Source organism: Rhizobium phaseoli, from assembly GCF_003985125.1.
GTDB lineage: Bacteria > Pseudomonadota > Alphaproteobacteria > Rhizobiales > Rhizobiaceae > Rhizobium > Rhizobium phaseoli.
The window spans coordinates 1-13967 of the sequence record NZ_ML133594.1 but is presented as its reverse complement, the minus strand read 5'-3'; the positions used below and the strand labels follow the sequence as shown (position 1 = coordinate 13967).

The following is a 13967-nucleotide window of genomic DNA, read 5'->3' as shown; positions in this document are numbered from 1 at the left end:
AAGCCGCGCTCGACCGGTGGCGGCCACAAGAAGACATTGGCGGGAGTACCTCGCCTTGCGGCGGCTCAGTCCTTGCGGAAGATCAGGCTGGCGCCCCAGCCGGTGACGACGGCGAGAGCCACGGCCGCGCAGCCGTAGAGGATCGGCTGGTCATGTGCGGCATCGGTGATCGTCTGCTCGATGCCCGTCTTGATGACGCGCAGCGGCAGCGATTTCTCGGTGACGAGATCGCCGCTCTTGAAGAGATAGGCGCGTACCGTATGCACCCCGTTCGGAATATTGGCCGGCAGGCGCAGGCTCGCCTTGAACAGGTTCGATGCGACGAACCGCACGCCGCTCGGATTGCGGTCGTAAAGCGCGCCTCCCTGCTGCAGCCGCAGGAAAGCCTGGCGGAATTCGCCGAGATTGCTGCCGTCGCCGACGAAGCCGACTGGCGTCAGCGGAATGTGATCGATGCCGATCCCCTGATCGGTCAGTTCGAGCGGCGTCGTCAGATCGTCGATCATCCGCGAGCTCGACATCGAATAGGAATGCGGCACCGCCTCGAAGGTCATCGAGCGCGTATTCATCCAGATGCCGAAGACGCGTTCCTTCTTGCGCACCGTCGCATCCTGGCGCGGACCCTCGAGCACCACGACCACGTCATACTGGCCGATGGCGAGCAGCAGCTGATCGGTGTTCGAGAGCGCCCCGAAGATCGTCAGATCGGCGCCGTGGAAATCCGAGGTGATGGCGATTTCACTGGTCGAAGTGCCGATTTCAAGCCCCTCGCGCACCGCTTCCGTCGATTGTCCGGGCAGCCATTGTGCGCCGGCGGCGGCCGGCAGCAGGCAAAGAAAGGCGAGGACGGCGGCAGCGAGGCGCATCAGTTGCCCGTCCCCATCACCACCGAATAAATATCGGTCGGCGTCACCACCAGCGCGATCGCAAGACGCAGACCAACGGCCAGCACCAGCAGGCCGAGCAGGGCGCGCAGCTGTTCGCCGCGCAGCTTCTGGCCGACGCGCACGCCGTATTGGGCGCCGATGACGCCGGCCACCATCAGGATGAAGGCCAGCACGATGTCGACGGAGAAGTTGGTCGCCGCCTGCACGATCGTCGTATAGGCGGTGACGAAGATGATCTGGTAGAGCGACGTGCCGACCACGACATTGGTCGGGATGCGCAGGAGGTAGATCATCGCCGGCACCATGATGAAGCCGCCGCCGACGCCCATGACCGAGGTGAGGATGCCGATCGCAAAGCCGAGTGCGACGATCGGAATGACGCTGAGAAAGATCTTCGATTTCTTGAAGCGCACCTTCAGCGGCAGCTTGTGCACCCAGTGCTGATGGCCGGGCTTTCGTGGCGCCGGCGGCTCGTTGCGGGCGGCCCGCCGCATGGCGTTGATGCTTTCGAGCAGCATCAGCCCGCCGACCGTGCCGAGGAAGATCACGTAAAGCAGCGAGATGAACAGATCGAGCTGGCCGAGGGCGCGCAGCAGCGAGAAGATCCAGATGCCGACGGTAGCGCCCGAGAGGCCGCCGACCAGAAGCACCGTGCCGAGCTTGACGTCGAGCGTGCCGCGGCGGAAATGCGTGATCGCGCCCGAAATCGACGACGCCACCACCTGGTTGGCGCCGGTGGCGACCGCCACGACCGGGGGGATATTGTAGAAGATCAGCAGCGGTGTGATGAGAAAACCGCCGCCGACGCCGAACATTCCTGACAGGAATCCGACGGCCGCCCCCATGCCGAGAATGATGAAAATGTTCACCGACAATTCTGCGATGGGCAGATAAATTGTCACAACCGACCCCGAATGATGACCGCCCCTGCCGGGCGGTTTCCGTCACGTCCCCGTTCGACTGCGCACCTTACCGCGAAATCGTTGCCAGAGGCTTTCGATCAGCCCCTGGGGCGATGGAGATCGAGAGTGGACGATTCGACGGATGCGCCAGGCGATCTGTCCCGCATAATCCGGCTTTTTTCAGATTGCGTGACAGGCGGCGGAAAAAATGGCGAATGTCTTGGTGCCGCAGGTCTTCTGTAGCGCGATTCCAGCAAAACAGCCGTGCGGTTTGCGCCCGGCTTGGCGCAAACAAGACATCATCATGTCCGTAGCCGGCGGCAACCGTTCTAGATCGCCTTGGCCACCTGCTTGTTGCGCTCGAGCAGCGCCTTGACCGTCGCGTCGGTCACCTTGCCGTCCGGCGCCTGGCCGATCGACTTCTGGAAGTTCTTGATCGCGGTAACGGTCTTGGCGCCCATTTCGCCGTCCGGCACGCCGGCGTCGAAGCCGTTATTGTTGAGGATGGCCTGGATGTTGCGGATCGCCTTCTTCATGTCGACGGAGGCCGTCTTGGCGCCCGTGCCCGCCCATTCGTCGGGGATATCGATGCCGTTGGCGCGGTGGTCGAGCGGTTCCGGCTTCCAGAGATCGGCCTTGGCGCGAGCCCGCTCGAGCTGATCGGGCTTCATCGCGTTTGCCACTTCGTCGCGCTTCTGGCCCGCGTCCTTGTCGCCGGCCTTGGCGGCGATCGCAAACCACTTGTAGGATTCTTCGATGTCCGTGGGAACGCCGTTGCCCCTCGCGCAGAGGATCGCCAGGTTGAACTGGCTGTCGGTGATGCCGAGATTGGCGGCCTTGGTGAACCAGGAGGCCGCTGTCGCATAATCCTGCTGGCCGAGCGCGCCGGAGGCGTAGAGCACGGCGAGATTGTGCATGGCGCTGGCATTGCCCTGGTTTGCCGCCTGTTCGTAAAAGGTCTTTGCCTTGGCGATGTCGCGTTCGACGCCGTTGCCCTTCTCATACATGCTGCCGAGCCGGTACTGCGCCGGCGCAAAACCCTTGTCGGCCGCAAGCTGGTACCAGTTGGCCGCCTGCTTCTGATCGACCGTCATGCCGTTGCGGCCGTCCGAATAGCGCGCGCCGATCTCGAACAGCGCCAGCGCATCGCCGCCCTGCGCCGCATCGGCAAGCGATTTCGGCTGCACGGTGTCGGGAATCGTGATGGCCGCCTGCGGTGCTGCGGCCGGCGTGTTCGGTACGAAGCCCGATGTTTCCTGCGGCGCGCCGGACGAAGCGGCGGGCGCAAAACTTGCAGCTCCTTCGCCATCGAGCGGGGCAGCGTCGGTCAGATGATCGCCGCCGGTGGGCGGGGTTGTTTCCGGCTGCGCCTGTTCGGCGGCAGGAGGTGCCGTCTCGGTTGCGGGAGCGTTCGCCTCCGCAGCGCCGGTGTCGGGCTGGGCGGACGTTGCTTCGGGCAGGGCCGGCTGCGGGTTTTCCGTTGCGCCTGTCAGCGCCGAGACCTCGGCCGGCGGCTGCGGCGCGGGCTCTCCGCTCGTCAACGTCCGGGCCAGCGGAAAGGCCATGATGGCGAGCAGCACGGCGCCGATCGCCAGCAGGATCGGCCGGCGGTAGCGCGAGAAGGCGCTGACCTTGCCGGTTTTGCCCGTCTGGTCGGTCTTGCCCGTCTTGTCGGCCTTGGCAGTCGCGCCTTTCTTCTCGGCCTTGCCGGCCTGCTTCGGATTGGCGTCCACCTCCATGGCTGCTGCCTGCGCCGCCCGGCGCGCAGCGGCGATGTAATCGGCGCGATCGGTCTCGACGGGCGGTTTGCCGCGTGCGGCACTCTGGCTGGCACGCACCCGTTCAAGGATCTTCTTGACGTCTGGCGCGCCCGAACCCGGCTCGAGCAGTTCGTTTGCCGCATCCGTCGGCACCACGTCGGCAGGATCGATCGACGGCGCGGGGTCGATCACCGCCCGTTCGGCGGCCTTTGTCTCGGCCTTGTTGCCGGGCCGCAACCGCTTGCCGAGGCTGGCGAGCAGGCCGGGCTTTGCCGGCGCCGGCGTCGCGGCCTCCGGCGTTCTGGTCGCCGCTTCGATGGCGATCGCGCTGGTTGCGCTCATCACTGCGGCCTGCGCCGGGACGACAGGTTCGGCTGCGACCTCCGCCGAGCGGATGACCGGAGAGGCCTTCGCTGCCGGGGCAGCTTCCGGCGTTCGGGTGGTCTCTGCCACCATCAGCGCATAAGGGTCGATATCGAAATCGACGTCGGCGACCGGCATCTGGGCGGCCGGCCGTCCGCGCTCTTCCATGCCGTCGAGACGGTCGGCGATATGCACCAGCGTCTCGTGCAGCGCCTTGAACGTCTTGTGCGTGCGTTCCTCGCTGTCGCGGCTGATATCCTCGAGATGGCGCAGATCCTCGGCCAGCGCCGTCAGCGCCGACATGTCGGCGGCCGGCACGGCCCCCTGCAGGGCGCCGTTGCGCGAATAGGCCTCGACGACGGCTTCCGCCGCCTGACGCGCCGCTTCGATGATATATTCGTCGCTCGTCGCCATGTAATCTTCGATCGCGCCCATGCGCCGGTCGAGATCGGCGGGGATCGCAGCGCTTTCGCGCGGCTCGCTCATCAGCGCCGAAAGATTGGCGATCTGGTCCTCGAGGTTCTTCAGCGCCCGCGGATCGGTCGGCGGTGCTGCCGTGCTCTCTTCCAGCCGGGCGGCGATGTCGCTCAGCCGTCCCTCGAGACGCCGGAAGGCGCCGTCGTCGATTGCCGCGGCCGGCGCCGGCTGCGGATGGGCCATCTCGTCGATGCGCCGGGCGAGATAATCGAGCCGCTGCGCCAGCACGTCGTTGACCGCGCCGTTCTCGAGCGCGTCGATCTTGCGGGAGATGTCGGAAAGCGGTCCGCTGAGATCGGGTTGCGCCGCCGTCTGCTGCGTGCGCTCCAAGAGATAGGAAAGATGTTCCAGCCGCTCGTCGAGCCGCGACGTCGCTTCCGCCCTTGTCAGTTCCTCGACACGTTCCGTCAGCGCTTCCAGCCGCATCGCCAGCTCATCGGCGGGCGTCGCCCGGCTGGCCGCGTCATGGCTCATCACGTCGATCTGGTCGGCAAGCGCCGAAAGCCGGCTTTCCAGCCGCTGCATCAGCGTCGGATCGCTGTTGGCGGCCGCACGTCCGCTGGCCGCGATCGCCCGGCTGATCTCGTCGAGCCGCATGTCCATGGCGGCGAACTGTTCGGCCATGACCCGGTCATGCGGCTGGATCATGTTGCCGAACTGCTCCATCGCCGTGGCGATGGCGATGAGCTTGTCTTCCAGTGCCCGCACCGCCGGGCTTTCGCCCATGCCGCCGATGTGGCGCTTGATGTCGTCGAGCCGGTAGGCGAGCGAAACGAGCTCTTCCTGCAGACCCTCGGTGTCGAGCGCAGCAAGCCGGTTTTCGAAGCCGTCCCAGCGGTTTTCCATGTGGCGCAGCGATTCCTCGCGCGCCAGCCCGTCCATCAGCGATCGCAGATCCTCGAAATCTTCACGCAGGCCGGCCGCTTCCGCGCCGGCCGAGCGTCCGGTCAGCTGATTGATGCTCTGGGCGAGGCGGCTCATGTCGGCGCGGATGTCGTCGGCGAAGCGGCCGTCTCCGGCACTTGTTTTGATCTCGCGCAGTTCTGTGCGCAGCGCGTTCATCTCGCGGGTGACGCCTTCGGAAATGTCGCGCTTAAGGTCCTGGCGCAGGTTGACAAGCGCCTGGGCGATCTCCGTCATCGTATCGTCGCCGGCGCGGAAGGCGGGTGTCGGCTGTGATGCCGCGGCGCGCGGCGCGGGTTCGCGCAGCTGCGGGGTCGGCTCGCGTCCGTAAGGCCGTTCCCGGCCGGCTTCCAGCGCGCGTTGGCGCTGGCGGATTTCAGCGAGCGGATCCGGCCGCGGCTCGATCGGCGCTCTTGCCGGGCGCGGCGAATTGGGGCTGGCGTAAACGTCGCGCTCGGCCGTTGCCGTGCGCGGCCGCTGGTCGCGCCCGCTGCCCATGAGCCCTTCGATGCGCGCCTCCAGCCCTTCGATCGTGCGGTTCAGCGCATCGAGCGAGGTCCTGTCGGACTGCCGGGAAGGATTTGATCGCGATCCGTTCATCTTCTTGCTCGCTTCGACTGCTCGATCTCTCGTCAGAGCTCGATCCGTGGCTTTTCCGTCTGTGGCCAGCGTCTTCACGCCGACCGGAGCGCATCATCCATCAGAAGATAGTCAATTAGACTTTCCTCAGGCTGAACGATGTAGCGGCATCTTTAAGAAACGCGAGACTGGAAAAAGGAATGCGGGTCACTACTGCTCAACCCGCACCTTTCACGAAACGTCGTAAACAAGCCGTTAATATCGATGAGAATTTTTTAACGTTTGTGTCTCAAGCGCCGTTTTTGGCGGCAATTGCCGCTCGCTTTGGCCGACGACGCGTCAGGCCGGCCGCTTATATTGCAGTTCGATCTTCACGCCCTCCGGACCGTAAACGAAGACCTGGCCGAGATCGGTGTCGGGAATATCGTAATATTCATAGCGATAGCCGCTCGCCTTGATGCGCTCCAGCGCCGGGGCGAATTCGTAAAGGCTGAAGGCGACATGATTGAAGATGCCCGGCGGAAAATCGGTGCTGCGCGATGTCAGGCTGAGATGAATGACCGGGCGGTCGTCGAGATAGAGCCAATGGCCGGGCGAAGGGAAGGGCGGCCGATAGCCTTCCTTGACGCCGAGAATGGCTTGCAGGAAGCCGATCATGCGAGGCGCATCGCGGGTATCGATCGTGACATGGTCCAGGCGCGGCATCGGTTCCTCCCTGCCAGCTCGACGAGAGGGAGCCTATCCTGTTCACCTCAGCCGCGAAAGTTGTTTCGCCGCCGGCGTAACATCCGGCTGGAATTTCAGTGCGGCGCTCCCGCATCGATCGAATAGGCGCTGATGCGCGACAGATGGATGAAGGAAAGCCCGGTCTCCTCGGCCCAGTCGTTGAAGGCCTGCTGGATCATCGGCTGGTCCTTCTTCGCCGTGCCGGAGGCAGACAGCGGCACGCCGGCCGATCGCAGGCAGGCCAGCACGTCCATCGTGGCGACAAAGCTGTCGCGGCCGATGCCGCGCAGGAAATATTGCCCGGTCATGCCGCCGAGCCGGCTGCCGCGTTTGCTCAACAGGTCGAGGAGGCCGATCTGGTCTTCCCGCGGCCAGTCGGCGAGGAAGGCGCCGGCGCTGCCGTGTTCCCTCGCCAGTTCCCTGATGAAAGCGGCATTGGCGCGAACCGACATGATCTTCGCGCCGTTGCGGATGATCCGCTCGTCCAAGGTCAGCTCATGCCAATAATCGTCCGGCGCAATATTCAGCATTGCCGGATCGAAACCGGAAAACGCCGCCTCGAAGCCCGGCCATTTCGCATCGATCACCTTCTGGACGAAGCCGCTGTAGAAAATGCGCCGGGTCATGTCGGCAAGTATCCGGTCGTCGGGCATGGCGCGCAGCCGGTCGTGATCCGGCCGATGCTTCTCCAGCAAGGCCTGCAGCGCCGCTGCGCCGCCTTTCCGTTCCTCCGCACGCTGCTTTATCGCCTCGAAACTCATCATGCCGGCCGCCCCCTGAAGCAATGTCCGAATTGCGGATAAAAAGACGCTCGTCCTTATATGCCGTTCCCCGATGGACAAGGAAGGGGAGATCACGTCTCCTCCTCGCGCGGATTCGCGGTTCACGAATTTTTTCGCGAAATGGCGAAGCGGTAGAATTTGACGTTTACGCAAACGTCAATATTTTGTAAGACAGTGCCCGAGGCCGGCTCGACCCGGTCAGTCGAATGGAGGAATTCGCGAAATGCCAGTCTACAAGGCCCCGGTGAATGATACGCTCTTCGTCCTGAACGACGTGCTGGCCCTCGAGCGCTATAACAATCTGCCGGGTTTTGCCGATGCCACGCCTGACATGATCGAGGCGATCCTCGGCGAGGCCGGAAAGGTTGCCGAGGAGGCGCTCTTCCCGGTGAATTATTCCGGCGATCAGGAGGGCTGTCATCGCCACGACGATGCCAGCGTCTCGACGCCGAAGGGCTTCCGAGAGGCTTACAAGGCCTATCGCGAAGGTGGCTGGATCGGTCTCGCTGTGCCGGAGGAATTCGGGGGGCAGGGGCTGCCCTATACCCTGCATTGCGCCGTCGGCGAATATACCTCTGCCGCCAACATGTCGCTGATGATGTATCCCGGCCTGACGCAGGGCGCGATCGCCGCGATCCTCGTCCATGGCACGCAGGAGCAGAAGGAGACCTACCTGCCGAAGATGGTCGACGGCTCCTGGTCGGGCACCATGAACCTGACCGAGCCGCATTGCGGCACCGATCTCGGCATGCTGCGCACCAAGGCGGTGCCGCAGGCGGACGGCAGCTACAGAATATCCGGCCAGAAGATCTTCATCTCCGCCGGCGAACACGATCTGACCGACAATATCGTTCACCTGGTGCTGGCTCGTATCGAAGGCGCGCCCGAAGGCACCAAGGGCATTTCGCTGTTCATCGTTCCGAAATTCCTGGTCGGCAAGGACGGGGCGCCCGGCGCCCGCAACGCCGTTTCCTGCGGCGCGATCGAGCACAAGATGGGCATTCACGGCAACGCCACCTGCGTCATGAATTACGACGAGGCGACGGGTTTCCTGATCGGCGCCGAAAACCGCGGCCTCAACGCCATGTTCGTGATGATGAACGAGGCCCGGCTGATGGTCGGCCTGCAGGGCATCGCCATTTCCGAGATCGCCTATCAGAACGCCGCCGCCTATGCTCGCGACCGCATCCAGGGCCGCTCGCTCTCCGGCGTCAAGGCGCCGGATAAGAAGGCCGATCCGATCATCGTCCATCCGGACATTCGCCGCACGCTGATGACCATCCGCGCCTTTAACGAGGCCGGCCGCGCCTTCCTGCTGTGGACGGCGCTGAAATCCGATATCGCCCACCGCGCCACCGACGAGCAGGAACGCCAGACGGCCGACGATATTCTCGGCCTCGTCACCCCGATCCTCAAGGGCGTGATGACCGACAAGGGCTTCGACCATGCCGTCATGGCCCAGCAGGTCTTCGGCGGCCACGGCTATATCGAAGAACATGGCATGAGCCAGTATGTGCGCGATGCCCGCATCGCCATGATTTATGAAGGCGCCAACGGCATCCAGGCGCTCGATCTCGTCGGCCGCAAGCTCGCCTTGAACGGCGGCCGCGCCGCCATGGCCCTCTTCAAGGAGATCGGCGATTTCTGCGAGGAAAACCGCAGCGACGAAAAGCTTTCCTTCTTCACCAAGCATCTGAAAAAGGGCTTGAACGACGTCCAGGGTGCGACCATGTGGTTCATGCAGAACGCCATGGCCAAGCCCGACAATGCCGGCGCCGGCTCGACTGACTATATGCATCTCTTCGGCCTCGTCGTGCTCGGCTATATGTGGGCGAAAATGGCGAAGGCCGCCGAGGACGGCCTTGCGTCCGGTGACGCGAGCCGCGAGGATTTCCTGAAGAACAAGCTGGTGACTGCCCGCTTCTTCATGGAACGTATCATGCCGGAAACCGCGCTGCGCAAGGCCCGCATCGAAGCCGGCGCCGACACGATGATGGCGCTGGCCGCGGAAGCGTTTTGATTGTGTCCCCTTCTCCCCTGCGGACCCCCGCTGGGGAGAAGGGAGAACACGAAATTCACCGGCGCCGCCGCGCCGTCAGGGAGATGAGGAAATGACCGAGGTTTTCATTTACGACCACGTCCGCACGCCGCGCGGCCGCGGCAAGAAGGACGGCGCGCTGCATGAGGTGCCGTCCGTGCGCCTGGCGGCCAAGACGCTGGAAGCGATCCGCGACCGCAACGGGCTCGACACGCGAACGGTCGACGACATCATCATGGGCTGCGTCGATCCTGTCATGGATGCCGGCGCCGTCATCCCCAAGGCCGCCGCCTTCGAAGCCGGATATTCGACGAAGGCGCCGGGCATGCAGATCTCCCGCTTCTGCGCCTCCGGCCTCGACGCCGTCAATTTCGGCGCCGGCAAGATTGCCCAGGGTGCCGACGACATCGTCATTGCGGGCGGCGTCGAAAGCATGTCGCGCGTTGGTCTCGGGATGTCCGGCGGTGCCTGGTTCATGGACCCTTCGGTGAATTTCCCGGCCTATTTCATGCCGCAGGGCGTCTCGGCCGATCTCATCGCCACCAAATACGGTTTCAGCAGAACCGATGTCGACGCCTATGCCGTCGAGAGCCAGAAGCGCGCTGGACATGCCTGGGAACAGGGCTGGTTCGACAAGTCGGTCATCCCCGTCAAGGATCAGAACGGCCTGACGATCCTCGACAAGGACGAGCACATGCGTCCGGGCACCGACATGCAGGCGCTCGCCTCGCTCAACCCGTCCTTCCAGATGCCGGGTGAGATGGGCGGCTTCGAAGCCGTCGGCATCCAGGCCCATCCCGAGATCGAGCGTATCAATTATGTCCACCATGCCGGCAATTCCTCCGGCATCGTCGATGGCGCCGGCGTCGTCCTGCTCGGCTCGAAGGCCGGCGGCGAGAGCATGGGGATCAAGCCGCGCGCCCGCATCAAGGCCTTCGCCAATATCGGCTCCGATCCGGCCCTGATGCTGACCGGGCCCGTCGACGTCACCGAAAAGCTGTTGAAGCGGACCGGCATGCGCCTTGCCGATATCGACCTCTTCGAACTCAATGAGGCCTTCGCCGCTGTCGTGCTGCGCTACATGCAGGCCTTCGACATCGACCACGACAGGATCAACGTCAATGGCGGCGCCATCGCCATGGGCCACCCGCTCGGCGCCACCGGCGCCATGATCCTCGGCACGGTGCTCGACGAGCTCGAACGGCGCGATCTCAATACCGCGCTGGTGACGCTCTGCATCGGCGCCGGCATGGGCACGGCAACGGTTATCGAACGCGTTTGAGACGCTGACGGGCGGAGCAAAACCATGGGCCAGAACGAGACGAAGCGCCACTTCGAGCTTCGCAATCTGGAGAAGGACATGGAGCAGGCCTCTGCTGAGGCACTCCGCGTCTCTCCCAAGGAGCATTCGCGGCGGCTAAGGAGCGAAAATCGCTTCCTGCTGTTGTTCCTCGCTCTGGTCATCGGGTTGAGTTGCTTCATGGTCGGCGTCTTTTAAAACCTAGGAATTGAGGGAAGAGGAAATCCCGATGAGCAATTACACGAACTTCACAGTTGAAACTGACGCCGACGGCATCGCTCTCGTCACCTGGGATATGCCCGGCAAATCGATGAACGTCTTCACATCAGAGGTGATGGAAGAGCTCAACGCCATCATCGACGCCACCACCGCGGACGCCGGCGTCAAGGGTGTCGTCTTCACCTCGGGCAAATCCTCCTTCTCCGGCGGCGCCGACCTCTCGATGATCAAGTCGATGTTCAGCGCCTATCAGGAGGAGAAGGCCAGGAACCCGGAAACGGCCGTTCAGACGCTTTTCGGTCTCGTCGGCCGCATGTCCGGCCTGTTCCGCAAGCTCGAAACCTCGGGCAAGCCCTGGGTATCTGCGATCAACGGCACCTGCATGGGCGGGGCCTTCGAACTGTCGCTCGCCTGCCACGGCCGCGTCGCCTCCAATGCCAAGAGCGTCAAGATCGCGCTGCCCGAGGTCAAGGTCGGCATCTTCCCCGGCGCCGGCGGCACCCAGCGCGTGCCGCGGCTGGCAAACGCCCAGGACGCGCTGCAGATGATGACGACAGGCCAGTCGCTGAGCGGCTCCCGCGCCAAGGCGATGAATCTCGTGCATCAGGTGGTCGAGCCGGACCAGCTGATCCCCGCCGCCAAGCAGATGATCAAGGACGGGCTGAAGCCGGTCGCCCCCTGGGATGAAAAGGGTTTCAAGCTGCCGGGCGGCGGCATCTGGACGCCGGCCTCTGCCCAGCTCTGGCCGGCCGCGCCGGCAATCCTGCGCCGCGAAACCTCGGGCAATTATCCGGCAGCGCTCGCCATCCTGAAATGCGTCTATGAAGGCCTGCAGGTGCCGTTCGACACCGGCCTGAAGATCGAGCAGCGTTATTTCACCGAGGTGCTGCATACCCGCGAAGCCTTCTCGATGATCCGTTCGCTGTTCATCTCCATGCAGGAGCTCGGCAAGGGCGCCCGCCGCCCCGCCGGCATTCCCAAGACCGAACTGAAGCATGTCGGCGTCGTCGGCGCCGGTTTCATGGGTGCCTCGATTGCCTATGTCACCGCTGCTGCCGGTCTCCCGGTGACGCTGATCGACCGCGACTTGGAGGCCGCCGCCAAGGGCAAATCCGTCTGCGAAGGCCTCGTCAAGGATTCCGTCGGTAAGGGGCGGTTTACGCAGGACGAGGCTGCGGCCCTTCTTGCCCGCATCACGCCTGCCGCCGACTATGCCGGTCTTGCCACCGCCGATCTTGTCATCGAGGCGGTGTTCGAAGACCGCGAAGTGAAGAAATCGGTCATCGCGGCGGTTGAAGCCGTGCTGCCGGAAGGCGCGATCTTCGCCTCCAATACCTCGACCCTGCCGATCACGGGCTTGGCGGAGAATTCCAAGCGCCCGGCCGATTTCATCGGCATCCACTTCTTCTCGCCCGTGGAGAAGATGATGCTGACCGAGGTCATCCTCGGCAAGGAGACCGGCGACAAGGCGCTGGCCGTCGCGCTCGATTACGTCGCGGCGATCAAGAAGACGCCGATCGTCGTCAACGACACCCGCGGTTTCTTCGTCAATCGCTGCGTGCTGCGCTACATGTCTGAGAGTTACGACATGCTGATCGAGGGCGTGCCGCCCGCCATGATCGAGAATGCCGCCAAGATGGCCGGCATGCCGGTTGGTCCCCTGGCGCTGAACGACGAGGTCGCCATCGACCTGTCGTTGAAGATCCTCAAGGCCACTATCGCCGATCTCGGCGAGAAGGCGATTGACCCCAGGCATATGGAGCTGATCTCCCGCATGGTGGAAAAGGAGGGCCGCTTCGGCCGCAAGAATTCCAAGGGCTTCTACGACTATCCGCCGAAACCGGCGAAGAAGTCGCTCTGGCCGGAGCTCAAGGACTTCTATCCGCAGAAGAAGGCGGATGAGGTCGATGTCGCCGTCCTCAAACAGCGCTTCCTCGTCAGCATCGCGCTGGAAGCCGCCCGCACCGTCGAGGAAGGCATCGTTACCGATCCGCGCGAAGCCGACGTCGGCTCGATCCTCGGCTTCGGCTTCGCGCCCTACACCGGCGGCGCGCTGAGCTATATCGACGGCATGGGTGTGAAGGCTTTCGTCGAGTTGGCGGAGAGGTTAGCGGGGGCTTACGGGGATCACTTCAAGCCGACGCCGCTGCTGAAGGACATGGCCGCCAGGGGCGAGACGTTTTATGGGCGGTTCGATCCCTATGCGAAGATGGGGGCGGCGGCGTAGTCGTTTTCGCGGTGTGGGTTTTAGGGGACTGTCTTTGCCGTTGTGCCGTGTAGGCCCCCCTCTGCCCTGCCGGGCATCTCCCCCACAGGTGGGGAGATCGGCAAGTGGCCAAACCTTCCCGCCTCTCTACCGTTTCGCCCGGCTGCGACGCCAGTTGTTTGGGGAACCCTCGCGCCCAGCCAATCTCCCCACCTGTGGGGGAGATGCCCGGCAGGGCGAGGGGGCGACCACGGTACGACATCCGAGATGTTTCGACTTTCCCTTGCCGACGCCTTGCCGCGGACACAATTTGCAATTAGATCGCCGCACATCGATCTTGCTAGATGAACTTTGAAACGGCGCTCGCGTCGTTCCTGACGACCTTCCTCCAAAATCGGTTTTCATCGCCGCTGGGCATTCGCCCGGCTGCAATCTTCTATGAGCGATTCGAAAAGGATATCGTCATGAACACAGGTACCGTTAAGTGGTTCAACGCAACCAAGGGCTTCGGCTTCATTCAGCCGGATGACGGCGCTGCCGACGTTTTCGTCCACATCTCGGCCGTTGAGCGCGCCGGCATGCGCGATCTCAAGGATGGCCAGAAGCTGTCTTACGAGCTCGTCCGCGACAACAAGTCCGGCAAGATGTCGGCAGATCGCCTCCAGGCGGCTTAAGCCATTACAGCGCCGCGCGTCTTTTAGAGCGTATCTGGATTTAGTTGAATCGGAAGGGATTCCGTTTTTGGCTGTTTTGTGATTCAAGATGCTGGCTGGAGTGGAGGCCAGCATCGGATGACTCGACCTCTTTCAAATGATCTTCGCAAGC

At 63.7% G+C, this 13967-nt stretch carries 10 protein-coding genes; 5 read left to right on the top strand and 5 right to left on the bottom strand.

Annotation, left to right across the window (positions count from 1 at the left end):
* Window positions 1–65: 65 nt before the first annotated feature.
* From EFD56_RS28970 to EFD56_RS28950, 5 genes are all read right to left on the bottom strand, one after another.
* The gene (locus tag EFD56_RS28970; protein ID WP_004672858.1) at window positions 66–866 is read right to left on the bottom strand and encodes a TIGR02186 family protein; all 801 of its coding nucleotides are present in this window, start codon (window positions 864–866) and stop codon (window positions 66–68) included.
* The gene (locus EFD56_RS28965; RefSeq protein ID WP_012482588.1) at window positions 866–1789 is read right to left on the bottom strand and encodes a sulfite exporter TauE/SafE family protein; all 924 of its coding nucleotides are present in this window, start codon (window positions 1787–1789) and stop codon (window positions 866–868) included. Before EFD56_RS28965 ends, EFD56_RS28970 begins: the two co-directional genes overlap by 1 nt.
* A gap of 329 nt (window positions 1790–2118) precedes the next feature.
* The gene (locus EFD56_RS28960) at window positions 2119–5892 is read right to left on the bottom strand and encodes a peptidoglycan-binding protein (protein WP_126906940.1); all 3774 of its coding nucleotides are present in this window, start codon (window positions 5890–5892) and stop codon (window positions 2119–2121) included.
* Between the two features lie 318 nt (window positions 5893–6210).
* Entirely contained in the window at window positions 6211–6576 is a 366-nt protein-coding gene (locus EFD56_RS28955; protein WP_016734851.1) for a VOC family protein, read from the bottom strand.
* A gap of 95 nt (window positions 6577–6671) precedes the next feature.
* Window positions 6672–7361 carry a DNA-3-methyladenine glycosylase I gene (locus EFD56_RS28950; protein ID WP_126906939.1) on the bottom strand — a complete coding sequence of 230 codons (690 nt, stop codon included), beginning with the start codon at window positions 7359–7361 and terminating at the stop codon, window positions 6672–6674.
* Between the two features lie 241 nt (window positions 7362–7602).
* Here EFD56_RS28950 and EFD56_RS28945 point away from each other — a divergent pair, with 241 nt between their 5' ends.
* The 5 genes from EFD56_RS28945 (at window position 7603) to EFD56_RS28925 (ending at window position 13816) form a co-directional block, all read left to right on the top strand.
* Window positions 7603–9399 (top strand): acyl-CoA dehydrogenase C-terminal domain-containing protein, encoded by a 1797-nt coding sequence (locus EFD56_RS28945; protein WP_126906938.1) that lies wholly within the window; start codon window positions 7603–7605, stop codon window positions 9397–9399.
* A gap of 91 nt (window positions 9400–9490) precedes the next feature.
* Complete coding sequence (locus EFD56_RS28940) at window positions 9491–10699, top strand: acetyl-CoA C-acetyltransferase (RefSeq protein ID WP_012482594.1); 1209 nt, start codon at window positions 9491–9493, stop codon at window positions 10697–10699.
* A 24-nt stretch (window positions 10700–10723) separates the two neighbouring features.
* A complete protein-coding gene (locus tag EFD56_RS28935) occupies window positions 10724–10915 on the top strand; it encodes a hypothetical protein (RefSeq protein ID WP_085741753.1) in 192 nt (63 codons plus the stop codon).
* 31 nt (window positions 10916–10946) lie between these two features.
* Entirely contained in the window at window positions 10947–13163 is a 2217-nt protein-coding gene (locus EFD56_RS28930; protein ID WP_126906937.1) for a 3-hydroxyacyl-CoA dehydrogenase NAD-binding domain-containing protein, read from the top strand.
* Window positions 13164–13606: 443 nt separating this feature from the next.
* Window positions 13607–13816 (top strand): cold-shock protein, encoded by a 210-nt coding sequence (locus EFD56_RS28925; RefSeq protein WP_004675957.1) that lies wholly within the window; start codon window positions 13607–13609, stop codon window positions 13814–13816.
* Window positions 13817–13967: the final 151 nt, after the last annotated feature.